We start from the raw sequence: 22,124 nt of genomic DNA on the forward strand, positions 1-22,124 counted from the left end.
TTCGGTTCCGGCTTGGGTTCCGGCTTGGGCTCGGGCTTCGGTTCCGGCTTGGGTTCCGGCTTCGGCTCGGGCTTCGGCTCAGGCTTCGGTTCCGGCTTGGGCTCCGGCTTCGGCTCAGGCTTCGGCTCAGGCTTGGGCTCGGGCTTCGGCTCGGGCTTCGGCTCGGGCTTGGGCTCAGGCTTCGGTTCCGGCTTGGGCTCAGGCTTCGGTTCCGGCTTGGGCTCCGGCTTCGGTTCCGGCTTGGGCTCAGGCTTCGGTTCCGGCTTGGGCTCCGGCTTCGGCTCAGGGACAGTCGGATCCACCGGGTCAACCGGGTCGACCGGGTCAACCGGGTCAACCGGATCCACCGGATCCACCGGATCCACCGGATCCACCGGATCCACCGGATCCACCGGCACCGACGGCTCCGCCCCGTACAGCATTTCGCGGAACACCCGTGAGGACTGCGGATTGTCGTCGCACTGCCAGACGCCGTGCGGGCAGTAGTCCGTGATGGTGTGGTAGAGCGGTTTGTGCTGCCGGATCCATTCCAGCATGCGCCGCATGTACGTCGGATTGTCGCCGTTCCGGAAGAGCCCCCATTCCGGATAGGAGATCTGCTTTCCGTGCTCGGCGGCGAAATCGACCTGCTTCTGGAGCCCGTACGGCTCGTTCACGTGCCGGTCGAAGTCGGCGCCGGGCGGCTGGTCGTAGGAGTCCATGCCGATGATGTCGACGACGTCGTCGCCCGGGTAGCACTCGGTCCACGGCACCGCGTCCCGGCCCCGGCTCGGGTTGAAGTCGAAGCGGAACTTCCCGCCGGGCACGGACCGCATGGTCGTGACGATCCGGTTCCAGTACTTCTTCCACGCGTCGGGGTCGGGCCCGCACCGGTGGGTGTACGTGGTGCCGTTCATCTCCCAGCCGAGGACCACGATGGTGTCCAGCGCGCCGGCCTCGACGAGCCGGCGGGCGAGCGTGCGGAAGTGGTGGTCGTAGTAGCCCGCGGCGCCGAGCTGGAGCCGGCGGCGTACCTCCTGGTCGGGGACCCCGGCCTCGTTCCGCTCCAGCATGGGGACGTTGAGGACGAACATCCGGTCGCGCTTGGCGTTGCGCCAGTCGGCCCACGCGTCGAGGAAGCCGGGCGGGCCCTCGATGTTGGACCAGAGGTCGCCGGGCAGGTACGTGTGGCCGACGCGGAGTTCACGGCCCCCGAGCCAGCGCTCCAGCTGGCCGATCCGGGTCACCCCGAGCGAACCGGAATCGAGGAAGGCCCCCATGGCCGTGGCGGCGGGGAGAGTCGGGCCGGGGTCCTCGGACGTCGGCGGCGCGGCGGCGTGGGCGGGTGCCGACAGCACGACCGAACCCGAGACGAGGAGGCCGGCGGTGATCACCCCCAGCCATGTACGTCTTCTTCTTCTCGGTGTTCCTCCGACAGATTCCATGGCCGCTCCTTCGCACGCACGCCATTTGATGCCCAGTCAATCCGATACTCCGAAAGTATTCCTAATGAGCCGACCGTGAACTCGGCTTCCCTCCGCTCCATAGTCCATTAGAGGATTTCATCGCCCAGTTGGGGCACCCGAGATGAAGGGGCCATGCCCGTGCCGCCTTTCGACACCCGCGTACCCGCAGTCCTCGTACGGCTCGACCGGAACCCCTTCCACCACGGAACCCTGGGCGCGGCCCGCTCCCTGGGCCGCGCGGGGATCCCCGTCCACGCGGTCGTCGAGGCGGACGACAGCCCCGTCGCCCGCTCGCGGTACGTCCGCTCGGTCCGCCCCCGGCCCGCCTCCGCGGCCTCCACGGAGCTGGCCGCGCTGCTGCTCCGGACCGCCGGGGAGATCACCGACGCTCCGTCAGATCCCGTGCTGGCCGTGCCGCTGGACGACGTCAGCGCCCTCGCGCTGGCCCGCCGCCGCACCGAACTGGCGGGCAGGATCCTGCTGCCCGCGCAGACCGAGGAGCAGCTGCTTCGGGTCGCGGACAAGGCCGCGCTCGCCGTGACCTGCGCCGAGCTGGGCCTGCCCCACCCCCGTACCGAGATCCCCACCAGCGCCGACGAGGCCGCCGCCATGGCGTGGGCGCTCGGGCTGCCGGTGATCGCCAAGTGGAGTCGCCCCTGGCTGCTGCCGGCCGGGGCCGGGCTGCGCAGCACGGCGGTCCTCCGCTCCCTCGCCGAGGTGCGGGAGCTGTACGGCCGCACCCCGCAGGCCGGCAGCCGGCTGCTGCTCCAGGAACGGCTGCCGCCGGGCCGGGACCTCGACTGGTTCTTCCACGGGTACGCGGACTCCGCGGGCCGCTGCGCCGTCGGAGCCACCGGCCGCAAGGAGCGGTCCTGGCCGGACGCGGCCGGGCTCACCGCCGTCGGCCGCTGGGCGCCCAACCCGGAGGTGGACCGGATCTCCCGCGAGCTGCTCGACGCCCTCGGCCACCGGGGCGTGTGCGACCTCGACTTCCGGCTCGACCGGGCCACCGGCGCCTACCACCTGCTCGACTTCAACCCGCGCCCCGGCGCCCAGTTCCGGCTCTTCGCCGACCGGCAGGGGCTCGACGTGGTGCGCGCCCTGCACCTGGACCTCACCGGGCGGCCGGTGCCGCCGCACTCCCCCGCGTACGGCCGCCGGTTCGTCGTCGAGAACTACGCGGCGCTCTCGCTGCTCGCCTCCCCGGGCCGCCGGTACGCCCCCGGGCCGGGCGACGGGCGGCAGCCCGCCGAGCGCGCCTGGTTCGCCGCCGACGACCCGGCGCCCGCTCTCGCGATGGGCCGCGCCTGGCTCGCCCACCTGCTGCGCCGGGCCCTGGCGGCGCTCCGCCGGCGGCTCGCGGCCGGCCGCCCCCGGCACCCGGCCGCCCTGCCGGGCCAGGCGACCCGCACCTCCTCCACCCAGCTCACCCGGCGATGAAGACGGAAGACAGGACGGCGAACGCGATGGCGAAGACGAATCGGCTGCTCGACCTGGTGGTCGTCGGGGCCGGCCCCTACGGCCTGTCGGTGGCCGCGCACGCGGCGGCCGGCGGCCTCGGCCCGGTCACCTTCGGCCGGCCCATGGAGTCCTGGCACGCCATGCCCTCCGGGATGTTCCTGAAGTCCGAGCCGTGGGCCTCGCACCTCTCCGACCCGGCGGGGTCGTACGGGCTCGACGCCTACGCCGCCGCCCGGGGGGTGCGCGCCGAGCACGGCGTGCCGCTCCCGGTCTCCTTCTTCGCCGCCTACGGCGAGTGGTTCGCCCGGCGGGCCGTCCCCGGCGTCGACGAGCGGCTGATCGTCTCGGTGGCGCCCGCCCCGGAGGGCTTCGCCGTCACCACCGAGGACGGCGAGTCGCTGCGGACCCGCACGGTCGCCCTCGCCGTCGGGGTGCTCCCCTTCCTGGAGGTCCCCGGCCCGCTCCGGCACCTCCCCCGCCGGTACGTCACCCACTCCAGCCACCACGGCGGGCTCGACGCCCTCGCCGGGCGGGACGTCACCGTCGTCGGCGCCGGGCAGGCCGCCCTGGAGACCGCCGCGCTGCTCGCCGAGGCCGGGGCCGGGGCCGTACGGATCGTGACCCGGGCGGACCGGCTCCGCTGGAACACCCTGCCGCCCGCCCTCCACCGGGGCCCGTGGGCCGCTCTGCGCGCCCCGCACACCGGGCTCGGCTGCGGCTGGACCAACAAGCTGTACGCCGACGCCCCGGGCGCCTTCCGGCGGCTGCCCGCCGCCACCCGGGCCCGGCTCTTCGACTCGGCGCTCGGCCCGGCCGGCGCCTGGTGGCTGCGCGAACGGTTCGCCGCCGTCACCGACGTCCGGCTCGGGCACCGGATCGCCGCGGCGGCCGTCACCGGCGACGGGCGCCTCCGGCTGGACGTCGAGGGCCCGGACGGGGCCGGGGTCCTGGAGACCGACCACGTGGTCGCGGCCACCGGCTTCGTCCCCTCCCTCGACCGGGCCGGGGTCCTGGACCCGGCGCTGCGGTCCGCGCTGCGCACGGTCGGCCCGGCGGGCGCCCCCGAGACCGGCGCCCTCTTCGAGTCGTCCTGGCCTGGCCTCTTCCTGGCCGGTCTGCTCACCGCCCCCTCGTACGGCCCGTCCATGCGCTTCGTGTTCGGCGCGAAGTACACGGCGGACCGCCTGGTGCGCGGGGTGCGGCGGCGGCTGCGCGCCGGGACCGGCGGGGGTGGCGCGGTGGGGCGGCCGCGCAGCGGCGGACGGGCGGCCGGGGTGCGGGCGTAGACGGCTCCGGCCCCGGGGAGCGATGCGCTCCCCGGGGCCGGGTGCTGCCGCCCTCGCGGTCGCGGCGACCCGCGTCAGTCGTTGACGCAGACGTTGCCGAAGGCCGGGTTCAGCGCGCCGATGACGTTGATGCTGTTGCCGCAGGCGTTGATCGGGATGTGGATCGGGATCTGAACGACGTTGCCCGAGAGGACACCCGGCGAACCGATGGCGGCACCGTGCGCGTCGGCGTCGGCGAAGGCGGGGGTGGCCGCGCCCATGGCCATGATGACTCCGGCGATGACGGCGGCGGCCTTCTTGCAGTTCATTTCGTCTGGCTCCTATTCCGCGGCGGAAGATCGGCTTCCGCCACACACACGGACAACGACACCCTCCCTCGGAGGAAACCGGGAATTCCGTCCCGCGCCCGGCATTCACTCCGTTGCGCGCACGACACAGGGCCGGAGGAAGGAAATTCCTCCGGCCCTGCGGTGCGCTGCGGGATCAGCTGTTGCCGATGCCGTTCCCGGAGAGGACCGGGATGTCCTCCAGGACGTGCGACAGCGGCTCGTCGCCCTTGGCCTGGGTCGAGTTCTCCGCGCACTGCTGGTTCTGCGGGGAGGACAGGACGTTGACGTCCTGGACCGCGACCGGCACGAGGACGCCGATGACCGAGCCGACGTTGCCCTTGACCGGGGCGCCCAGGCAGAGCTTGTTCAGCGAGCCCTGGACGGCGGAGAACTGCGGGCTCATGTTGCCGGCGGTGGTGGAGTTGCCGAACGCCTGGTGGGCGCCGTTCCCGGAGAGGGAGGTCGTGCCGCCGTCGTTGGCGATGGCCATCGCGGGGGCGGCGGCCGCGGCGGCGACGCCGACGGCCGAAGCGGTGACGGCCGCGGCCGCCATCATCTTCTTGATCACGGTGAATCCGTTCTGTTCCCACCAATCGACGTGATTGATGCGACCGGATCAACTGCGGCCGGGAGGGGAGGTTCCGGCGCTTCACCCGATCGACTGGGAACCGCGGCGAGCGCTGCCGCGTGCGCTCCGCCATCGGGGTGACAGGGCGGAACCCGTGGCTCCGGGGCGAGTTGACCAGGGGGCTCCCTGCACGGAGCCGGTTCTAGAAGGGAACTACCGTGATCAAGAAGGTCATGGCCACCGCGGCCGCCGCCGCCTCGATCGTCGGCGCCTCCGCCGCCGCGGCCACCCCCGCCCTCGCCATCGCCGACGACGGCGGCACCACCTCCAAGAGCGGCAACTTCGCCCACCAGGAGTACGGCAACTCCGCCACCTACGGGAACATGAGCCCGCAGTTCGCGCTCGTCCAGGGCTCCCTGAACAAGCCCTGCATCGGCCTGCCGGCGAAGCTCAACGCCGGTTCGCTCGTGGGCCTGATCCCGATCAGCGTCCAGGACGTCAACGTCCTGTCCTCCCCGCAGAACCAGCAGTGCGTCGAGAACTCGACCCAGGCCAAGGGCGACGAGCCGCTGTCGCACCTGCTGGAGGACATCCCGGTGCTGTCGGGCAACGGCGTGGCCAACGGCTGACGTTCCGCCTCCCCGGCGACGCGTCCGCACGCCGAGGGGCCGCCCCGCCGGGGCGGCCCCTTCGCGCGTACGGGCCCGGCTAGCGCGGCCAGACGGGGGTGGACATCAGCCGCTCCCACTCCCGGTCCGGCACGCCCGGCACCGCCCGTCCCGCCTGCACCCACTGGGTCACCAGGGCGGAATAGACGGGGAATTGCCGGGTGGACCGGATCGGGTCGGCAGTCGGCGGCTCGCTCACGTACCGGCTCTTCGGAATGAAGGCCATCCGTTCCCATTTCCCGGGATTACCGGAATCCGGCGGCGCCATCCTCGCTCCTTCCGCTGCTATTCCCGCATCATTACACAAGCCTCGCAACGGAGTGATTCAAGCGCCCGATGTCGCGTCGCGTACCTGTGTGCGAGCGGGGTCGAAATAGCGTGCGGGCATGAGATTCCCGCGTCCGTGGCGACTGCTGATCGCTCCGGCGGCGCTTCTCGCGCTCGCCCCCGGAGCCCTCGCCTCCGCCCTCGGCGGACCCACCGAACTCCCGTCCCCGGCACGGGGACTGAACCTGCTCGTCGTCGGCGTCGACTCCCGCGCGGGCCTCACCGCCGAGGAGAAGGAACGTTTCCGGCTCGGCGGGAAGGGCTGCGACTGCACCGACGTGATCATGGTCGTGCACGTGTCCGAGGGGAACGACCGGGTCAGCGTGGTCTCGCTGCCCCGCGACTCGCTCGCCGAACTCCCCGGACCGCACACCGACCGGCGGACCGGCAAGGTCCACGACGCCCACCTCGCGAAGGTCAACGCCGCCCGTGCGGAGGGCGGTTCGGCGCTGGCGATCGAGACCGTGGAGGCGCTGACCGGACTCGACGTGCACCGCTACCTGGAGATCGACTTCCGGCGCTTCATGGACACCGTCGACCGGGTCGACGGCGGCGTGCCGGTCTGCACGGCGAAGCCGCTGAAGGACTCGGCGACCGGACTCGACCTGGCGGCCGGCACCACCCGGCTGGGCGGCGGCGAGGGGCTGCAGTACGTGCGCTCGCGGAAGGCCGACGGGGAGATGGACTTCGGCCGCATGCGCAAGCAGCAGAAGTTCCTCGTCAACACGCTGGACCGGATCCGGTCCGGCGGGATCCTCCAGGACCCCGCGCGGCTGCGCGCGCTCGCCTCGACGCTGCACGGCACCGCCGCCGCCGAGCGCGGCCTCTCGGCCGCCGAACTCCTCGAACTCGCCGGCCGGCTGAAGGCGGTCGGCCCCTCCCGCACCGAACTCGCCACGGTGCCCGTGCGGGGCTTCAACCCGCTCGTCGAGGGGGTCGGGTCCACCGTCGGCTGGGACGAGGAGGGGGCGGCGGAGGTCTTCGCACGGCTCCGCGCCGACCGCCCGCTGCCGCCCGGCGACGCCGTCGCGCCCAGCGAACTCTCCGTCGCCGACTACGAGCCCGTCCGGGGATCTTCGCTCATCTGCCCGTAGGCCGTCCGGTGGACTTACCGGAACCTCCGCGGCTCCGACCAGTTGATCAGCACGGCTCGGCACTCAGCGCGAGCCAGTCATCCGAAAGGCAAGAACATGAAGAAGCTCCTCGCGACCGCTGCGGTGGCTGTTTCGGTCGTCGGCGCGACGGCCGGGCAGGCGCTCGCGATCGCCGATGACGGTGGCACCACCTCGCTCTCCGGTAACGGCGCGCACCAGGAGTTCGGCAACTCCGCCACCTACGGCAACATGAGCCCGCAGTTCGCGCTCGTCCAGGGCTCCCTGAACAAGCCGTGCGTGGGCCTCCCGGCCAAGGTCAACGCCGGTTCGCTGATCGGCGCCATCCCGATCGCGGTCCAGGACATCAACGTCCTGTCCTCCCCGCAGAACCAGCAGTGCGTCGAGAACTCCACCCAGGCCAAGGGTGACGAGCCGCTGTCGCACATCCTCAGCGACATCCCCGTGCTGTCCGGCAACGGCGCCGGCAACAGCTGAGCGACCCCGCTCGGCCACGGCGCGGCCCCGTCGCCCCTCTCCGGAGGGACGGCGGGGCCGTGTCCTTTCGGGGCCTCAGCGGAGCAGCCGGGCCAGGGCGTCCGGGTCGGTGACGGGTGCGTCGCAGGTGAAGTGACGGCAGACGTACGCGGCGGGTGACCCGGCGACCAGGGGGCGGTCCCGCAGGAGCGGGAACTCCTCGCCGTCGGGGGCTCCGGCGGCGAGGACCGCGCCCGGGGTGGTCGCCCTCAGGGCCGTACGGCGCAGCTCCTGGAAGCCGGGGTCGGCGGCGGTGCCGACCACGGCGATCTCGCGGGGGCCGTCGAGCAGGGCCTCGGCGACGGCGAGGCCCCAGCCGATGAAGCGGGGGGCGCGCGGGCCGAGCGCCTTGACCACGCCGAGGGCACCCTCGGCGGCGGCCCGGTGGGCCCGGGAGCCGGTGTGGGCCGCGTACGAGAGCAGGGCTCCGGCGGCGGCGGTCCAGCCGGACGGGGTGGCGTTGTCGGTGGGGTCCTGGGGGCGCCGGATGAGGGCCTCGGCGTCGTGGGCCGTGTCGTACAGCGCGCCGCCCTCGCCGGTGAAGCGGACGAGGACGTGGTCCAGGAGGAGGCCGGCGAAGTCCAGCCAGGCGCCCTCGCCGGTGACGGCGGCGAGGGCGAGGAAGCCTTCGGCGGTGTCGGCGTAGTCCTCCAGGACGCCCGCGTTGGCGCCGGCCCGCCCGTCCTTCGAGGTGCGGGTGAGCCGGCCGCCGTCGTCGAGGTGGAGCCGGACCAGCAGGTCGGCGGCCTCGGTGGCGCGCTCGACCAGGTCGGGACGGTCGAAGAGGGCGCCGGTCTCGGCCAGGGCGGCGATCGCGAGGCCGTTCCAGGCGGCGACGACCTTGTCGTCGCGGCCGGGACGCGCGCGCCGCTCGCGGGCCGCGTGCAGCCGGGTGCGGATGGAGGCGATCCGGCCCGCGTCGGCCGGGCCCGCCTCCTGGGGGAGCTGGAGGACGGAGCTGCCGTGCTCGAAGGTGCCGTCCTCGGTGACGCCGTAGTGGGCGGCGGCGAGGGCGGCGTCCTCCGCGCCGAGGACCTCCGCCAGCTGGGCGGGGGTCCAGGCGTAGTAGGCGCCCTCCGCGTGCTTCCCGGTGCCGTCGTCGGAGTCCGCGTCGAGCGCGGACGCGAAGCCGCCCTCGGGGGTGCGCAGCTCGCGGACCATGAAGTCGGCGGTCTCCAGGGCGACCCGGCGGGCGAGGTCGCTGCCGGTGGCCTTCCACAGGTGGGCGTAGACGCGGCAGAGCAGGGCGTTGTCGTACAGCATCTTCTCGAAGTGCGGGACGACCCAGGCGCGGTCGACGGAGTAGCGGGCGAAGCCGCCGCCGAGCTGGTCGTAGATGCCGCCGCGGGCCATCGCCTCGCAGGTGTCGGCGGCCATCTGGAGGGCGCCCTCGGAGCCCGTGCGGGCGTGGTGGCGGAGCAGGAACTCCAGGACCATCGACGGCGGGAACTTGGGGGCGCCGCCGAAGCCGCCGCGGGCGGCGTCGTACTCGCGGGTGAGCCCGAGCAGCGCGGCGGCCGACTCCTCCTCGCCGGGAAGGCCGTCGCCGGCGACGGCGAGGGAGCGGCCGGCGAGGTCCTTCACGATCCGCTCGGCGACCTCGGCGACCTCGCCGCGGCGGTCGGCCCAGGCGGCCCGGACGCCGTCGAGTACCTCGGGGAAGGACGGCATGCCGTGGCGGGGCTCCGGCGGGAAGTAGGTGCCGAAGTAGAAGGGGGCCGCGTCGGGCGTGAGGAAGACGGTCATCGGCCAGCCGCCGTGCCCGGTCGCGGCCTGGACGGCCTCCATGTACACGGCGTCGACGTCCGGCCGCTCCTCCCGGTCGACCTTGACGGCGACGAAGTGCTCGTTGACCAGCGCGGCGATCCCCTCGTCCTCGAAGGACTCGTGGGCCATCACGTGACACCAGTGGCACGAGCTGTAGCCGACGCTGAGGAGGACCGGGACGTTTCGGCGGCGGGCCTCTTCGAACGCCTCGGGGGACCAGGGCCACCAGTCGACCGGGTTGTCGGCGTGCTGGAGGAGGTAGGGGGAGGTCTCATGGGCCAGTCGGTTCGGCATGGCCCTATCCTGCCCTGCCGTCGCGGGCGCGCAGGGAAGACCGGCCCGTCCGGGTGGTTCGGGCGCACGGGGGCCCGGGGTGCGCCTCGCGGGCCGGCGAGAGGGGCCCTGGGGCGCGCCTCGGGGTCCGGGGAGGGCGGGGCCTCGGGGCCGGCCGAGGGGGCCCGGGGCGCCCCGTGGTGTGGTGGGGGCGCCCGGGGCGGGGGGTCAGGAGGCGGCCGGGGCCTTCTTGCCGGGGGTGGTGCCGGGCTCGGCGGACGGGTCCGGGGTCTCCTCGAAGGAGATGCTGTTCATGTGGCGGTTCATCGACTTCATCAGCGCCCAGACGGCGAGGGCCAGGACGGCGAAGACGACGAACCCGAGGACGCCGGGCGTCACCTTGTTCTTGTCCAGCTCCTCGGCGAGGGGGACCAGCTGCGTCAGTGCGAGGTGTGCGCTCATGTCAGGCATTGTCGCGGATGCCCGCGAAGAGATCTTCCTCGGGGAGGGAGGTCGGGACGAGCGACTTGCTGAGCTCGTACTCCTCCGTGGGCCAGACCTCCTTCTGGATCTCCATGGGGACGCGGAACCAGCCGCCCTCGGGGTCGATCTGGGTGGCGTGGGCGATCAGCGCGCGGTCGCGGGTCTCGAAGAAGTCGGCGCAGGGGACGAAGGTGGTGAGCGTCCGCTCCTTGCGCTCGAACTCCGCCCAGCGCTCCAGCCACTCGCCGTACGGGGACTCCAGGCCGCGGTCGAGGAGGGCGCGGTGGAGGGCCTCGGTGCGGGGGCGGTTGAAGCCCTGGTTGTAGTAGAGCTTCTGGGGGGTGAAGACCGGGCCGTACTCGGCCTCGGGGAACTTCTCGGCGTCGGCCGCGCCGTCGAAGGCCACCATCGTGATCTTGTGGGTCATGATGTGGTCGGGGTGCGGGTAGCCGCCGTTCTCGTCGTAGGTCGTGATGACCTGCGGACGGAAGGAGCGGATCTTGCGGACCAGCTCGCCGGCCGCGTGGTCCACGTCCTGGAGGGCGAAGCAGCCCTCGGGGAGCGGGGGCAGCGGGTCGCCCTCGGGAAGGCCGGAGTCGACGAAGCCGAGCCACTCCTGCTCGACGCCCAGGATCTCCCGGGCCTCGTCCATCTCCTTGCGGCGGACCTCGTGGATGTTCTCCTCGATGTAGGGGTCGCCCTGGAGCTTGGGGTTCAGGACCGAGCCGCGCTCGCCGCCCGTGCACGTCACCACCAGGACGTCCACCCCCTCGGACACGTACTTGGCCATGGTCGCCGCGCCCTTGCTCGACTCGTCGTCGGGGTGGGCGTGAACGGCCATCAGTCGCAGCTGCTCAGTCAAGACTCGATCCTCAGTGATTCGACGCGGAGGGGGGTCTCTATAGTGACGGAATCGGGGGGACGAAAATTCCGTGGCCCCCGCCCCGAGAGGACCGAACCATGAGCGCCGTGGACGAGCAGCTGCCCGAGGGGCGCTACGGGCGCTCGGCGGACGAGCGGGCCGACCGGAAGCTGAGGATCGCCGGCGCGGTCCTCGGGACGCTCTTCCTGGCCATGATCGGCTGGTTCGGCTGGCACTACGTGGTCGACAACAGGATCAGCGCCGAGATGATCAAGTTCGACGTGGTGAGCGACTCCCAGGTGCAGGTGCACCTGGAGGTCCGCAAGGACGAGGGCGTCGAGGGCGTGTGCACGCTCCGCTCCCGCTCCGAGGACGGGGCCGAGGTGGCCCGCAAGGACGTCGTGGTCGACGAGCCGGGCGGCCGGGTCGACCGGGTCTACTCCCTCCGCACCACCGCCCGCGCCACCAGCGCCGAGCTGCTGGGGTGTACGGCGCGGTAGCGGTGGGTAGGGGAGGGGGAGCGAGTCCCGGCGGGTCGCCCCGGTGACCTGGACCGACGCCATCCCGATGGTTTATGTCCTCCCGCTTTCCGCCACTCATTGTTAGGCTCGTGCTTTCGCCCACCCGGGAGCGACCGTTTTCCGGGTAGGGCGTTGATTTGTATTCCCAGTACCTACGAGGAGCACCTGTGACCCAGACCAGCGACAACGTCACCTGGCTCACCCAGGAGGCGTACAACAAGCTCAAGGACGAGCTTGAGTACCTGTCTGGTCCCGCGCGTACCGAGATCGCCGCGAAGATCGCCGCCGCGCGCGAGGAGGGCGACCTGCGCGAGAACGGCGGGTACCACGCGGCCAAGGAGGAGCAGGGCAAGCAGGAGCTCCGGGTCCGCCAGCTGACCCAGCTGCTGCAGAACGCCAAGGTCGGCGAGGCCCCGGCGGACGACGGCGTCGTCGAGCCGGGCATGGTCGTGACGATCGCCTTCGACGGCGACGAGTCCGACACGATGACCTTCCTGCTCGCCTCCCGCGAGTACGCGAGCGGTGACATCGAGACCTACTCGCCGCAGTCGCCGCTCGGCATCGGCGTGAACGGCAAGAAGGCCGGCGACGACGCCGAGTACGAGCTGCCGAACGGCAAGAAGGCCATGGTGAAGATCCTCAGCGCGAAGCCGTACACCGGCTGAGGCTCCCCCTTCCGCACGTCCGAAGGGCCGGTCCCCCCGTGGGGCCGGCCCTTCGGCGTGCGCGCGCTCAGGCGGAGGCGGAGCGGTACTTGCGGACGGACAGGGTGCGGAAGACGGCGATGATCAGCAGCGACCAGAGGAGCGAGGCCCAGACCGGGTGCTGCATGGGCCAGGCGTCGGACTGGACGACACCGGGGTTGCCGAAGAGCTCGCGGCAGGCCTGGACGGTGGCGCTGAAGGGGTTCCACTCGGCGATGGGGCGGATCCAGTCGGCCATCTGGCTCGGGTCGACGAAGGCGTTGGAGACGAACGTGACCGGGAAGAGCCAGATCAGGCCGCCGGAGGTGGCCGCCTCGGGGGTGCGGACGGAGAGGCCGATGAGGGCGCCGATCCAGGAGAAGGCGTAGCCGAGGAGGAGCAGGAGGGCGAAGGCGCCGAGGGCCTTGGGGACGCCCTCGTGGATGCGCCAGCCGACGAGGAGGCCGACGACCGCGAGGACCACGACGGTGAGCGCGGTCTGGACGAGGTCGGCGAGGGTGCGGCCGGTGAGGACGGCGCCGCGGGCCATCGGCAGCGAGCGGAAGCGGTCGACGAGGCCCTTGCTCATGTCGTCGGCGATGCCGGCGCCCGCTCCGGCGGTGGCGAAGGTGACGGTCTGGGCGAAGATGCCGGCCATCAGGAAGTTGCGGTAGACGACCGGGTCGGTGTTCCCGCCGACGCTCATGGACCCGCCGAAGACGAAGCTGAACAGGATCACGAACATGACCGGCTGGATGAGGCCGAAGATGACCATCTCCGGGATCCGGGTCATGCGGATCAGGTTCCGGCGGGTGACGACGAGCGAGTCCGCGATCGACTGGGCGATGCCGCCGCGGGGCGCGGGGACGTGCGGGGCGGTGTCGGTGAGGGTGCTCACGCGGCCGGCTCCTTCCGGTGCTTGCGGGGCTTGCCGGGCGGCCGGCCCGCGCCGCTCCCCCCGTCCTCCCCGTCCCCCGCGTCCTCCTCGTCCTGTCCGAGTGCGGCGGCGTGGCCGGTGAGGGAGATGAAGACGTCGTCGAGGGTGGGGCGGCGCAGGCCGATGTCGTCGATCTCGACGCCGATCGCGTCGAGGTCGCGGATGACCTCGGCGAGCAGCTTGGCGCCGCCGGTGACGGGGACGGTGAGCCTGCGGGTGTGGTCCTCGACGGAGACGTCGTCGAGGCCGCGGTCGCCGGGGCCGTAGCGGGCGAGGACGCCGCGGGCGGGGGCGATGGCGTCGCGCTCGTGGACGACGACCTCGACGCGCTCGCCGCCGGTGCGGTCCTTGAGCTGGTCGGAGGTGCCGCGGGCGATGACCTTGCCGCGGTCGACGACGGCGATGTCGTGGGCGAGGTGGTCGGCCTCCTCCAGGTACTGGGTGGTGAGGAGGAGGGTGGTGCCGCCGGAGACGAGTTCCTTGATGACCTCCCACAGGGCCTGGCGGTTGCGGGGGTCGAGGCCGGTGGTCGGCTCGTCCATGAACATCACGGGCGGGGCGACGACCAGGGCGGCGGCGAGGTCGAGGCGGCGGCGCATGCCGCCGGAGTAGGTCTTGGCGGGGCGGTCGGCGGCGTCGGCGAGGTGGAAGCGCTCCAGGAGCTCGCCGGCCCGCTCCTTCGCGGCGCGGGCCTTCATCTGGTAGAGCTGTCCGACCATCTGCAGGTTCTCGCGGCCGGTGAGGTACTCGTCGACGGCGGCGAACTGGCCGGAGAGGCCGATGGAGCGGCGGACCTCGTTCGGGTGCCGCAGGACGTCGACGCCGGCGACCGTCGCGGTGCCGCTGTCGGGGCGGAGCAGGGTGGTGAGCACCCGTACGGCGGTCGTCTTCCCCGCTCCGTTGGGGCCGAGCAGGCCGAGGACGGTGCCCTCGGGCACGTCGAGGTCCACGCCGTCCAATGCGGTGACGTCGCCGAAGGTCTTCACCAGTCCCTCGGCGTGGATCGCGCCTGGCATGTCCACACTCCCGGATCATTTCGGGCATTTCTGCCGATCCTAGGGCAGCGTGGAGGGGCCCGCTCAGGCCAGGACCGTGTAGCCCGCCTCCCGCAGCGCCGCCTCGACCTCCCGGCAGTGCTCCGGCCCCTTCGTCTCCAGGTGCAGCTCCACCTCCACCTCCGTGAGGCCGAGCCGCGGGTCCGTCCGCACGTGGCTGACGTCGAGCACGTTCGCGTCGACCACGGTCAGCACCGCCAGCAGCGTCGCCAGCGCGCCCGGCCGGTCCGCCACCCGCAGCCGCAGGCTCAGGTAGCGGCCCGCCGCCGCCATGCCGTGCCGCAGGATCCGCTGGAGCAGCAGCGGATCCACGTTCCCGCCCGAGAGGACGGCCACGACCGGGCCGCGGAAGGACTCCGGGTCGCTCAGCAGCGCCGCCACCGGGCTCGCCCCGGCCGGCTCCACCACCAGCTTGGCCCGCTCCAGGCAGAGCAGCAGCGCCGAGGAGAGCGCGTCCTCCGAGACCGTCCGCACCTCGTCCACGTACTCCTGGACCAGCCCGAACGGCACGTCGCCGGGCCGGCCCACCTTGATCCCGTCGGCCATCGTCACCGGCGACTCGACCACCACCGGGTGCCCGGCGGCCAGCGAGGGCGGATAGGCCGCCGCGCCCTCCGCCTGCACGCCGACGATCCGCACGTCCGGGCGGACCGACTTCACCGCGAGGCCGATCCCGGCCGCCAGGCCGCCGCCGCCGATCCCGACGACGATCGTGCGGACCTCCGGGCACTGCTCCAGGATCTCCAGGCCGACCGTGCCCTGGCCGACGATGACGTCCGGGTGGTCGAAGGGGTGGATGAAGACCGCGCCGGTCTCCCGCGCGTACTCCTGCGCGGCGGCCAGCGTCTCGTCGACCACGTGCCCCTGCAGCCGCACCTCGGCGCCGTAGTCGCGGGTCGCCGCGACCTTCGGCAGCGGGGCGCCGACCGGCATGAAGACCGTCGCCCGCACCCCGAGGAGCCGTGAGGCGAGCGCCACACCCTGCGCGTGGTTCCCGGCCGAGGCGGCGACCACCCCGGCCGCCTTCTCCTCCGGCCGGAGCCCGGCGATCCGCACGTACGCGCCGCGCAGCTTGAACGAACCGGTCCGCTGGAGGTTCTCGCACTTGAGCAGGACCGGCGCCCCCACCAGCGAGGACAGGTGGCGGCTGCCCTCCAGCGCGGTCGTCCGGGCCACCCCCGCGAGCATCTTCTGCGCGCCGCGCACGTCGTCGAGCATCAGCCGGTGCAAGGGGTGTGGCGTACCGAAGGTCATGACCCCAAGTCTCGCAGCTCACCGGGGTCGCGGCCGCGCGGGCCGCGGGCCGGCGACGGGTTTGCGCACGGCCGGTACGGACCCCCGCCCGTCCGCGTACTCTGTCCCCCACACCGACCACCCCCGTACGAGAGAGCCCCCCAGCCATGCCCACATCTCAGGACATGACGACTGAGCTCGACCCCGGTCTCCTCGATGCCCTCCAGCACCAGGTGGCCGTCTTCGCCCGCAGGGCCGAGCAGACCCGCCTCGGCGGCACGGGCCAGCTCCGCAACTCCATGGACCGGGCCGCCTACCTCCTCCTCAACCGCCTCGACCGGGAAGGACCGATGGGCGTCAAGGCGCTCGCGGCGGGCATGGGGATCGACTCCTCGACCGTCACCCGCCAGGTCGCCCCGCTCGTCGACTCCGGGCTCGTCAAGCGCACCTCGCACCCCGAGGACGGCCGCGCCGTCGTCCTCCAGCTCTCCCCGCGCGGCCTCGACCGCCTGGAGGAGGTCCGCTCCTCGCGCCGCACGCTGATGGCGGAGGTCACCGACGGCTGGACGCAGGACGAGCGCGCCTCCTTCTGCTCCCTGCTCACCCGCTTCAACGCGGCGCTCTCCGCCCGCCAGGCAGGCGGCGCCCCGACGCAGGGCTGACGCAAGGGGGTTGACCCCGCTTCGTCCCCGCCCGCTAGATGGGGGCGTGGGCACCCAGCGGAGCCGGTACGAACACGCCGCCCGCGCCGAGGAGTTCGCCTCCTTCGTGGCGGGCGCGGCGGCGCGGCTGCTGCATGTCGCCACCCTGCTCACCGCCGAGACCCGGACCCGCAACCCGTACGCCCGCGCCCTGCTGACCGCCGCCCTCGCCCACGCGTACGCGGTCCGCGACCGGGGCCGCGACGAGGATCCGTACGCGCTCACCCGGGACGACCTCGCGCTGCGCTTCGCGCGGACCGCCTGGCGGCACCGCACCGGCCACGGCGGGACCCTCGCCGCCCTCACCCCTCGGGAACGGCTGGTGCTCGTGCTGCGCCTGTACGAGGGCGTGCCCGAGGAGCAGACGGCCGCGCTGCTCGGCCTGCCCGAGGCGCGGATCCGGGCGGTGTACGCGCGGGCGGTGGCCCGGATGCGGGCGCGGGGCCCCGGCGGGAGGGCGGCGGCGTGAGGTACGGCGACAAGGAGGCGGCCGTCCGGCGGCTGCTCGACACGCCCCACCCGCCGGTCCCCCGGGACCTCGCGGCGCGGGCGGCGGCCCGGGGCGGCCGGGTGCGGCGGCGGGAGCGGGTGGTGCGGAGGATCGGCGGGGTGCTGGCCGGGCTGGCCGCGCTCGGCTTCACGGTCTGGGCGGCCGAGGTCCGGCCCTGGGAGCGGCCGCCGGCCGCGACGACGCCGCCGTTCGCCGGGCCGTGAGACCGGTCCTAGCCTGGAAGGGAGGGGCGGGCCGGACCACCATCGCGGGAGGCCGCCATGACCAGGAAAGCCGCCGACTGCCGGGACACCCCGAGCGTGTCGGGCTGCACCCTCTACATCTCCGGCGAGGAGGAGGAGGTCGTGCGTGCCGCGTCCGAGCACGCGGTCTCCGTCCACGAGCACGCGGACACCCCGGAGCTGCGGGAGGAGGTCCGGGCGTCCCTGAAGGACGCGCTGCCCGGTTCCTGAGCACGCCCGGGGCCCGGGTGCGGGATCACCGCACCCGGGCCCCGGCGGACGGGCCGGCCCCCGCGTACGGGGCGGCCCGGCGGACGGATCAGCCCAGTGCCTCGCGCAGGTCCGCGATGAGGTCGTCGACGTTCTCGATGCCGACCGAGAGGCGGACCAGGTCGGCCGGGACCTCCAGGGCCGAACCGGCGACGCTGGCGTGCGTCATCCGGCCCGGGTGCTCGATCAGCGACTCGACGCCGCCGAGGGACTCGCCCAGGGTGAAGAGCTTCGCGCGGTCGCAGACGCCGACCGCCGCCTCCTCGCCGCCCTCGACGCGGAAGGAGATCATGCCGCCGAAGGACCGCATCTGCTTCGCCGCGACCTCGTGGCCCGGGTGCTCGGCGAGCCCCGGGTAGAGCACCTGGGTGACCTTCGGGTGCCGGGTCAGGAAGTCGGCGACCTTCGTCGCGTTCTCGCTGTGCCGGTCCATGCGGACGGCCAGCGTCTTGATGCCGCGCAGCACGATCCACGAGTCGAACGGGCCGGCCACCGCGCCCATCGCGTTCTGGTGGTACGCCAGCTCCTCGCCCAGCTCCGCGTCGGCCGCGATCAGGGCGCCGCCGACGACGTCCGAGTGGCCGCCCATGTACTTGGTGAGGGAGTGCACGACGACGTCCGCGCCGAGCGCCAGCGGCTGCTGGAGGTAGGGCGAGGCGAAGGTGTTGTCGACGACCAGCTTCACGCCGGCCTGCCGGGCCACGCCCGCGACGGCCTCGATGTCGGTGATGCCGAGCAGCGGGTTCGACGGCGTCTCGACCCAGATCAGCTTGGTGCGGTCGGTGACGGCGGACCGGACGGAGTCGACGTCCGAGGTGTTCGCCACGGAGAAGTCGACGCCCCAGCGCTGCACCACCTTGGCGAAGAGCCGGAAGGTGCCGCCGTACGCGTCGTTCGGGATGACCACGTGGTCGCCCGGCGCGAGGAGCGTGCGCAGCAGGCAGTCCTCGGCGGCCAGGCCGGAGGCGAAGGCGAGGCCGCGCCGGCCGCCCTCCAGGGCGGCGAGGTTCTCCTCCAGGGCGGTACGGGTCGGGTTGGCGCTGCGGCTGTACTCGTAGCCGCCGCGGAGCCCGCCCACGCCGTCCTGCTTGTAGGTGGACACCTGGTAGATGGGCGGGACGACCGCGCCGGTCAGCGGGTCGGCGGTGTTGCCCGCGTGGATGGCGCGGGTCTCGAAGTTCTGGTGGTTGTGCTGGTCGCTCATGGTCAGGAGCGTAGTGCCGGGGCACCCCCACCGCCGCGATTCGTCCACGACGGCGTCCTGGACAATGGACACATGGAGATTCTCTGGTTCCTGATCGCCCTGGGCCTGCTCTTCGGCGTCCTCGGCCCCTATCTGCTGCGCCGCCGCGGCGGCGGCATCCAGCAGGTCGCGCCCGGCACGCCGGACGCCGCCGACCCGGACGCGTACGGATTCGTCCGTCAGGAGGAACTGGACGTGCGGCTCCCCGGGCCGGACCGCGATCTCCTCGACGTCCTCGACGTCGTCCAGGCCACCCAGGACTGGCGTGCCGCCGCGCAGCTGCTCGCCGGCACGGACAAGGAGGGCGAGGTCCGCTGGCAACGCGTCCAGGCGTTCGCGGGCGCGGCCTCCCTGGAGCTGGCGGAGAAGCCGGGCGTCGGCGGGGCCTGGCTGCGGGCCTGGCGCTCGGACGCGCCGAAGGACCCGGGCGCCGCGGCGGTGCACGCGGAGTTCCTGGTGCAGCAGGCGTGGCGTTCCTCCGCGGCCGGCTCCGACGACTTCCGGATCATCCTGGAGGAGGCCCGGAAGGTCTCCGAGGAGGCCGCGCTGCTCGCGCCGGGCGACCCCGTCCCGTACCTCACGCAGCTGGCGGTGGCGCGCGGACTCGGCTACAGCCACGAGCAGTTCGACCAGGTGTGGGCGAAGGTCATCGACCGGGCGCCGCAGCACATGGGCGCGCACCTGGCGGCGCTGCACTACTGGTGCGAGAAGTGGCACGGCTCGCGCGAGGAGGCCGACCACTTCGCGACGACGGCCGCCGCGCGGGCGCCGCGCGGCTCGCTGCTGGCCGCGCTGCCGCTCTTCGCGGTCTTCGAGCATGTGCCGGACGTGGTGCTGGTGCAGGACTTCTACCGCACGGCGGTGGTGAGCCGGGCGATGGAGGGCGCGCTGTACGCGGTGCACTCGGCCCGCCCCGACGACCCGATGCTCGCGCACGTGCGGCACCTGCTCGTGTACTTCCTGGTGCGCGGCGAGCGCTGGGCCGAGGCGATGCACCAGCTGGTGCACGTGGACGGGCACGTGGGCGCGGTGCCGTGGACGCTGAGCGACGACCCGGCGGCCGAGTACACCCTGCACCGGAACCTGGCGGTGGCCGGGTACGAGTCGAACGGCGGGAACCCGGCGACGCTGCGGCGGTGACGCCGCGGCGGTGACGGGCCGGCGGGGAACAGCGGTGTGCGCGCGGGTGTTGTGAGGACTGCCGAACGCCGAGGAGAGATGCCCCATGTTCCTGTCCCGCACCCCCGTCCTGCCCGCCCCGGAGCAGGCCCTGCGCGGCCGTCCGGAGCCGGAGTTCTCGCTGCCCGAGCGCCACACGGTGCTCGGCAACCCGCTGTCCGGCCCGTACCCGGAGGGCCTGGAGACGGCCGACTTCGGGCTCGGCTGCTTCTGGGGCGCCGAGCGGAGGTTCTGGCGCACCGAGGGCGTCTGGACGACGCTCGTCGGCTACCAGGGCGGCTACACGCCGAACCCCGCGTACGAGGAGGTCTGCTCGGGCCTCACCGGGCACACCGAGGTGGTCCGGGTCGTCTTCGACCCGGCGGTGGTCCCGTACGAGACGCTCCTGAAGGTCTTCTGGGAGTCCCACGACCCGACGCAGGGCTTCCGCCAGGGCAACGACGTGGGCACCCAGTACCGCTCCGCCGTCTACACCCACTCCCCCGCCCAGGCTGCGGCGGCGGAGGCGTCCAGGGCCGCCTACCAGAAGGTCCTGACGGCCGCGGGCCACGGCGAGATCACCACCGCCGTCCTGCCCGCCGAGGACCGGCCGTTCTACCCGGCGGAGCCCTACCACCAGCAGTACCTGGACAAGAACCCGGCGGGCTACTGCGGAATCGGCGGCACGGGCGTCTCGTGCCCGGTCGGCGTGGCGCCGGCGGAGTAGGCGGCGCGCAGGGCCGCGGCCGTCGCGGCCGGCGCGTACCCCTCCGGGGTGCCGTCGACCAGCAGGACGTCGCCCGCCATGTGACGGGTCCGCAGGGGCAGCAGGGCCTGGTACGGCTCGGAGTCGTACCAGGCCCTCGCCTCGTCGTAGGACGGGAAGGCGATGACGACGACGGCGCCCGGCCACTCCCCTTCGAGCACCTCGCGGCGGGGCGCTCCGTGCACGAGGAAGCGCCCGCCGAAGGGGTCCAGGGTGGCCTGGATCCCCTCCATGTAGTCGAGCACCTCGGGGTCGAGGACGGGCTTCGGGCTCAGGTTCGCCATCGCGTACGCGGTCATGGGAACAGCGTGCCGGGGTGCGGCGGCGGGGTCGATTACCCCGGGGGTCATCCTCCGGCGGCGGGCGCCGGGGACGGGGCGGCGCCGCAGGTGGAGAGGGAGCACCAGCGGCGGCGGCCCGTCGCGTCCTGGAAGAGCCAGCCGCAGTCGGCGCCGGGGCAGGCGCGGAGGGTGAGGCGGGCGGGGGTGGTGAGGAGGTCGGCGGCGGCCCGGGCGGTGGCCAGCAGCGGGAGGCGCAGGCCGGCCGACGGGGGCAGCCGCCAGTGGGCGAGGCCGTCGGTCCCGGCGGTGAGGACGGCGGTGGCCGCCGCCTCGCCGGCCGTGGCGGCGACGGCGCGGAAGGCGCGCCCGTCGGCGGGGTCGGTGAGGCAGGCGTAGAGGGCGGTGCGGAAGGCCCTGGCCTCGGTCAGGGCGGCGGCGGCCTCGTCGGGACGGGCCCGGGCCAGGTCGAGGAGCGCGTCGACGACGGTGTCGTCGGCGAGGTCGAGGTGGCCGGCCCAGACGGCGAGGGTGGCGTAGCTCCGGAGCCAGTCGGAGCCGGGGGTCCCGGGGCCGCGGTGCCAGCCGGCGTAGGTGTTGCAGAACTCCAGCGCGGGGTGGCCGCCGGTGGTCCAGGGGAGCCAGTGGTCGCGGACGCGGACCGCGTAGAGCGGGGCCGGGGGGCGGTCGAGGCGGGGGTCGGCGGCGAGGATCCGCTCGTGGAGGGTGGTGAGCGCCGGACCGGGGTCGATGCCGAGTTCGCCGGCCAGGTGGTCGCGGGTGGTCCGGTACGTCTCCAGCGCCTCGGCCTGACGGCCGTCCCGGTAGAGGGCGGTCATCAGGGCGGCCACCAGGCGTTCGCGGTCGGGGTGGGCGGCGGCGAGCGGGGCGAGGTCGGCGAGGACACGGGTGTGCAGGCCCATGGTGAGGTGGGTCTCGGCGCGCTGTTCGAGGGCGGTGAGGCGGAGTTCGGCGAGTCGGCCGCCGAGCCGGGCGCGCCTCTCGGGGTCGAGGGTGCCGTCGAGGAGGGGGCCGCGCCAGAGCGCGAGGGCGCGGTCGTGGCAGCGGAGCCGTTCGCCGGGGTCGCCGGCGTGCGCGGCGCGGCCGAGGAGGTCGAGGAACTCCCGTACGTCCACGGTGTGTCCGTCGGTCTCGACCGCGTAGCCGTCGTGCCGGGTCGAGACGGTGACGCCGTACGGCCGGAGCGCGGCCCGCAGCCGGCCGACGTAGGTGTGCAGGGTGGCGCGGGCGGCGGGGGGCGGGGCGCCGTCCCACAGCAGACCGGCGAGGCGGGCGGTGGGGACGGCCCGGCCGGCCTCCAGCAGGAGGAGGGCGAGCAGGCACCGTTCCTGGCGGCGGATGCCGAGCGGCACGGGCCGTCCTTCGTGGCGGGCCTCGAAGGGCCCGAGGAGGGCGAAGTCCATGGTGCGGGCACCCTACGGGGGCGGTG

General features: G+C 73.6%; 25 protein-coding genes and 1 pseudogene. 13 read left to right on the forward strand and 13 right to left on the reverse strand.

The genetic code is table 11. From position 1 onward, the window contains the following. Positions 1–409: 409 nt before the first annotated feature. Positions 410–1,424, reverse strand: a pseudogene (locus ACFW6A_RS17135) (glycoside hydrolase family 26 protein); the annotation flags it as partial. Between the two features lie 153 nt (positions 1,425–1,577). On the opposite strand from ACFW6A_RS17135, the gene ACFW6A_RS17140 reads away from it, so the two are divergent. Both ACFW6A_RS17140 and ACFW6A_RS17145 read left to right on the forward strand, forming a co-directional pair. Further along, entirely contained in the window at positions 1,578–2,885 is a 1,308-nt protein-coding gene (locus ACFW6A_RS17140; protein WP_386480465.1) for an ATP-grasp domain-containing protein, read from the forward strand. A 44-nt stretch (positions 2,886–2,929) separates the two neighbouring features. Then, on the forward strand, positions 2,930–4,192 hold the full coding sequence (locus ACFW6A_RS17145) for an FAD-dependent oxidoreductase (RefSeq protein ID WP_386641364.1): 1,263 nt from the start codon (positions 2,930–2,932) through the stop codon (positions 4,190–4,192). 74 nt (positions 4,193–4,266) lie between these two features. Here ACFW6A_RS17145 and ACFW6A_RS17150 read toward each other — a convergent pair whose 3' ends face one another. Beyond that, positions 4,267–4,500, reverse strand: coding sequence for a chaplin (locus ACFW6A_RS17150; protein WP_351844578.1), 234 nt, complete (start codon positions 4,498–4,500; stop codon positions 4,267–4,269). A 175-nt stretch (positions 4,501–4,675) separates the two neighbouring features. Beyond that, positions 4,676–5,089, reverse strand: a complete 414-nt coding sequence (locus tag ACFW6A_RS17155) for a rodlin (protein ID WP_351844580.1) — start codon at positions 5,087–5,089, stop codon at positions 4,676–4,678. A 218-nt stretch (positions 5,090–5,307) separates the two neighbouring features. Here ACFW6A_RS17155 and ACFW6A_RS17160 point away from each other — a divergent pair, with 218 nt between their 5' ends. Continuing rightward, a complete protein-coding gene (locus ACFW6A_RS17160; protein ID WP_386641282.1) occupies positions 5,308–5,718 on the forward strand; it encodes a rodlin in 411 nt (136 codons plus the stop codon). A 79-nt stretch (positions 5,719–5,797) separates the two neighbouring features. On the opposite strand, the gene ACFW6A_RS17165 is transcribed toward ACFW6A_RS17160, so the two are convergent. Beyond that, positions 5,798–5,983, reverse strand: coding sequence for a hypothetical protein (locus ACFW6A_RS17165; protein ID WP_351844584.1), 186 nt, complete (start codon positions 5,981–5,983; stop codon positions 5,798–5,800). Between the two features lie 160 nt (positions 5,984–6,143). Between ACFW6A_RS17165 and ACFW6A_RS17170 the strand changes: the two genes are divergently transcribed. Both ACFW6A_RS17170 and ACFW6A_RS17175 read left to right on the forward strand, forming a co-directional pair. Continuing rightward, a complete protein-coding gene (locus tag ACFW6A_RS17170; protein ID WP_386641285.1) occupies positions 6,144–7,178 on the forward strand; it encodes an LCP family protein in 1,035 nt (344 codons plus the stop codon). Between the two features lie 96 nt (positions 7,179–7,274). Continuing rightward, complete coding sequence (locus ACFW6A_RS17175) at positions 7,275–7,673, forward strand: rodlin (RefSeq protein ID WP_351844588.1); 399 nt, start codon at positions 7,275–7,277, stop codon at positions 7,671–7,673. Positions 7,674–7,748: 75 nt separating this feature from the next. Here the strand turns inward: ACFW6A_RS17175 and ACFW6A_RS17180 are convergent, their stop codons facing one another. The 3 genes from ACFW6A_RS17180 to mca all read right to left on the reverse strand — a co-directional run bounded on the left by ACFW6A_RS17180 (position 7,749) and on the right by mca (position 11,097). Continuing rightward, entirely contained in the window at positions 7,749–9,773 is a 2,025-nt protein-coding gene (locus ACFW6A_RS17180; protein WP_386641288.1) for a thioredoxin domain-containing protein, read from the reverse strand. Between the two features lie 207 nt (positions 9,774–9,980). Next, a complete protein-coding gene (locus ACFW6A_RS17185) occupies positions 9,981–10,223 on the reverse strand; it encodes a hypothetical protein (RefSeq protein WP_351844592.1) in 243 nt (80 codons plus the stop codon). Next, positions 10,216–11,097, reverse strand: a complete 882-nt coding sequence (gene mca, locus ACFW6A_RS17190; RefSeq protein WP_351844594.1) for a mycothiol conjugate amidase Mca — start codon at positions 11,095–11,097, stop codon at positions 10,216–10,218. The genes ACFW6A_RS17185 and mca overlap by 8 nt, the downstream gene beginning before the upstream one ends. A 98-nt stretch (positions 11,098–11,195) precedes the next feature. On the opposite strand from mca, the gene ACFW6A_RS17195 reads away from it, so the two are divergent. Both ACFW6A_RS17195 and greA read left to right on the forward strand, forming a co-directional pair. Then, on the forward strand, positions 11,196–11,597 hold the full coding sequence (locus ACFW6A_RS17195) for a DUF4307 domain-containing protein (protein WP_386641290.1): 402 nt from the start codon (positions 11,196–11,198) through the stop codon (positions 11,595–11,597). 188 nt (positions 11,598–11,785) lie between these two features. After that, positions 11,786–12,283 (forward strand): transcription elongation factor GreA, encoded by a 498-nt coding sequence (gene greA, locus ACFW6A_RS17200; protein WP_031013045.1) that lies wholly within the window; start codon positions 11,786–11,788, stop codon positions 12,281–12,283. Between the two features lie 67 nt (positions 12,284–12,350). Here the strand turns inward: greA and ACFW6A_RS17205 are convergent, their stop codons facing one another. The 3 genes from ACFW6A_RS17205 to ilvA form a co-directional block, all read right to left on the reverse strand. Beyond that, on the reverse strand, positions 12,351–13,199 hold the full coding sequence (locus tag ACFW6A_RS17205; RefSeq protein ID WP_386482095.1) for an ABC transporter permease: 849 nt from the start codon (positions 13,197–13,199) through the stop codon (positions 12,351–12,353). Beyond that, a complete protein-coding gene (locus tag ACFW6A_RS17210) occupies positions 13,196–14,254 on the reverse strand; it encodes an ATP-binding cassette domain-containing protein (protein WP_351844601.1) in 1,059 nt (352 codons plus the stop codon). The genes ACFW6A_RS17205 and ACFW6A_RS17210 overlap by 4 nt, the downstream gene beginning before the upstream one ends. A 63-nt stretch (positions 14,255–14,317) precedes the next feature. Further along, a complete protein-coding gene (gene ilvA, locus ACFW6A_RS17215) occupies positions 14,318–15,547 on the reverse strand; it encodes a threonine ammonia-lyase (RefSeq protein WP_351844603.1) in 1,230 nt (409 codons plus the stop codon). A gap of 146 nt (positions 15,548–15,693) precedes the next feature. Here ilvA and ACFW6A_RS17220 point away from each other — a divergent pair, with 146 nt between their 5' ends. Genes ACFW6A_RS17220 through ACFW6A_RS17235 form a run of 4 tightly spaced genes read left to right on the forward strand, consistent with a single transcriptional unit; the run spans position 15,694 to position 17,190 of the window. Next, on the forward strand, positions 15,694–16,188 hold the full coding sequence (locus tag ACFW6A_RS17220) for a MarR family transcriptional regulator (RefSeq protein ID WP_351844605.1): 495 nt from the start codon (positions 15,694–15,696) through the stop codon (positions 16,186–16,188). A gap of 46 nt (positions 16,189–16,234) precedes the next feature. Further along, positions 16,235–16,696 carry a sigma factor-like helix-turn-helix DNA-binding protein gene (locus ACFW6A_RS17225; RefSeq protein ID WP_351844607.1) on the forward strand — a complete coding sequence of 154 codons (462 nt, stop codon included), beginning with the start codon at positions 16,235–16,237 and terminating at the stop codon, positions 16,694–16,696. Next, positions 16,693–16,941: a hypothetical protein gene (locus ACFW6A_RS17230; protein WP_386641293.1), complete on the forward strand. Its 249-nt coding sequence runs from the start codon at positions 16,693–16,695 to the stop codon at positions 16,939–16,941. Before ACFW6A_RS17225 ends, ACFW6A_RS17230 begins: the two co-directional genes overlap by 4 nt. Before the next feature lie 57 nt (positions 16,942–16,998). Further along, entirely contained in the window at positions 16,999–17,190 is a 192-nt protein-coding gene (locus ACFW6A_RS17235) for a DUF1059 domain-containing protein (RefSeq protein ID WP_351844611.1), read from the forward strand. A gap of 88 nt (positions 17,191–17,278) precedes the next feature. Here ACFW6A_RS17235 and ACFW6A_RS17240 read toward each other — a convergent pair whose 3' ends face one another. Further along, positions 17,279–18,433 (reverse strand): cystathionine gamma-synthase, encoded by a 1,155-nt coding sequence (locus ACFW6A_RS17240; protein WP_351844613.1) that lies wholly within the window; start codon positions 18,431–18,433, stop codon positions 17,279–17,281. Positions 18,434–18,505: 72 nt separating this feature from the next. On the opposite strand from ACFW6A_RS17240, the gene ACFW6A_RS17245 reads away from it, so the two are divergent. After that, positions 18,506–19,612, forward strand: a complete 1,107-nt coding sequence (locus tag ACFW6A_RS17245) for a hypothetical protein (RefSeq protein WP_386641296.1) — start codon at positions 18,506–18,508, stop codon at positions 19,610–19,612. An 85-nt stretch (positions 19,613–19,697) separates the two neighbouring features. Continuing rightward, positions 19,698–20,357 carry a peptide-methionine (S)-S-oxide reductase MsrA gene (msrA, locus tag ACFW6A_RS17250; protein ID WP_386482106.1) on the forward strand — a complete coding sequence of 220 codons (660 nt, stop codon included), beginning with the start codon at positions 19,698–19,700 and terminating at the stop codon, positions 20,355–20,357. On the opposite strand, the gene ACFW6A_RS17255 is transcribed toward msrA, so the two are convergent. Together ACFW6A_RS17255 and ACFW6A_RS17260 are read right to left on the reverse strand one after the other, a co-directional pair. Further along, positions 20,297–20,695, reverse strand: coding sequence for a DUF1330 domain-containing protein (locus ACFW6A_RS17255; protein WP_386482110.1), 399 nt, complete (start codon positions 20,693–20,695; stop codon positions 20,297–20,299). The genes msrA and ACFW6A_RS17255 overlap by 61 nt on opposite strands. A 47-nt stretch (positions 20,696–20,742) precedes the next feature. Then, the gene (locus tag ACFW6A_RS17260; RefSeq protein WP_386641299.1) at positions 20,743–22,098 is read right to left on the reverse strand and encodes a BTAD domain-containing putative transcriptional regulator; all 1,356 of its coding nucleotides are present in this window, start codon (positions 22,096–22,098) and stop codon (positions 20,743–20,745) included. Positions 22,099–22,124 lie beyond the last annotated feature (26 nt).

This window comes from Streptomyces sp. NPDC058758, from assembly GCF_042746075.1.
Taxonomy (GTDB): Bacteria; Actinomycetota; Actinomycetes; order Streptomycetales; family Streptomycetaceae; genus Streptomyces.

What these genes read in the sequence shown, in the direction of transcription:
- ACFW6A_RS17140 (WP_386480465.1), top strand. Translation starts at nt 1,578, where the DNA reads ATGCCCGTGCCGCCTTTCGACACCCGCGTACCCGCAGTCCTCGTACGG.
- ACFW6A_RS17150 (WP_351844578.1), bottom strand. Translation starts at nt 4,500, where the DNA reads ATGAACTGCAAGAAGGCCGCCGCCGTCATCGCCGGAGTCATCATGGCC.
- ACFW6A_RS17165 (WP_351844584.1), bottom strand. Translation starts at nt 5,983, where the DNA reads ATGGCCTTCATTCCGAAGAGCCGGTACGTGAGCGAGCCGCCGACTGCC.
- ACFW6A_RS17170 (WP_386641285.1), top strand. Translation starts at nt 6,144, where the DNA reads ATGAGATTCCCGCGTCCGTGGCGACTGCTGATCGCTCCGGCGGCGCTT.
- ACFW6A_RS17175 (WP_351844588.1), top strand. Translation starts at nt 7,275, where the DNA reads ATGAAGAAGCTCCTCGCGACCGCTGCGGTGGCTGTTTCGGTCGTCGGC.
- ACFW6A_RS17180 (WP_386641288.1), bottom strand. Translation starts at nt 9,773, where the DNA reads ATGCCGAACCGACTGGCCCATGAGACCTCCCCCTACCTCCTCCAGCAC.
- ACFW6A_RS17185 (WP_351844592.1), bottom strand. Translation starts at nt 10,223, where the DNA reads ATGCCTGACATGAGCGCACACCTCGCACTGACGCAGCTGGTCCCCCTC.
- ACFW6A_RS17195 (WP_386641290.1), top strand. Translation starts at nt 11,196, where the DNA reads ATGAGCGCCGTGGACGAGCAGCTGCCCGAGGGGCGCTACGGGCGCTCG.
- ACFW6A_RS17210 (WP_351844601.1), bottom strand. Translation starts at nt 14,254, where the DNA reads ATGCCAGGCGCGATCCACGCCGAGGGACTGGTGAAGACCTTCGGCGAC.
- ilvA (WP_351844603.1), bottom strand. Translation starts at nt 15,547, where the DNA reads ATGACCTTCGGTACGCCACACCCCTTGCACCGGCTGATGCTCGACGAC.
- ACFW6A_RS17220 (WP_351844605.1), top strand. Translation starts at nt 15,694, where the DNA reads ATGCCCACATCTCAGGACATGACGACTGAGCTCGACCCCGGTCTCCTC.
- ACFW6A_RS17235 (WP_351844611.1), top strand. Translation starts at nt 16,999, where the DNA reads ATGACCAGGAAAGCCGCCGACTGCCGGGACACCCCGAGCGTGTCGGGC.
- ACFW6A_RS17240 (WP_351844613.1), bottom strand. Translation starts at nt 18,433, where the DNA reads ATGAGCGACCAGCACAACCACCAGAACTTCGAGACCCGCGCCATCCAC.
- ACFW6A_RS17245 (WP_386641296.1), top strand. Translation starts at nt 18,506, where the DNA reads ATGGAGATTCTCTGGTTCCTGATCGCCCTGGGCCTGCTCTTCGGCGTC.
- msrA (WP_386482106.1), top strand. Translation starts at nt 19,698, where the DNA reads ATGTTCCTGTCCCGCACCCCCGTCCTGCCCGCCCCGGAGCAGGCCCTG.
- ACFW6A_RS17255 (WP_386482110.1), bottom strand. Translation starts at nt 20,695, where the DNA reads ATGACCGCGTACGCGATGGCGAACCTGAGCCCGAAGCCCGTCCTCGAC.
- ACFW6A_RS17260 (WP_386641299.1), bottom strand. Translation starts at nt 22,098, where the DNA reads ATGGACTTCGCCCTCCTCGGGCCCTTCGAGGCCCGCCACGAAGGACGG.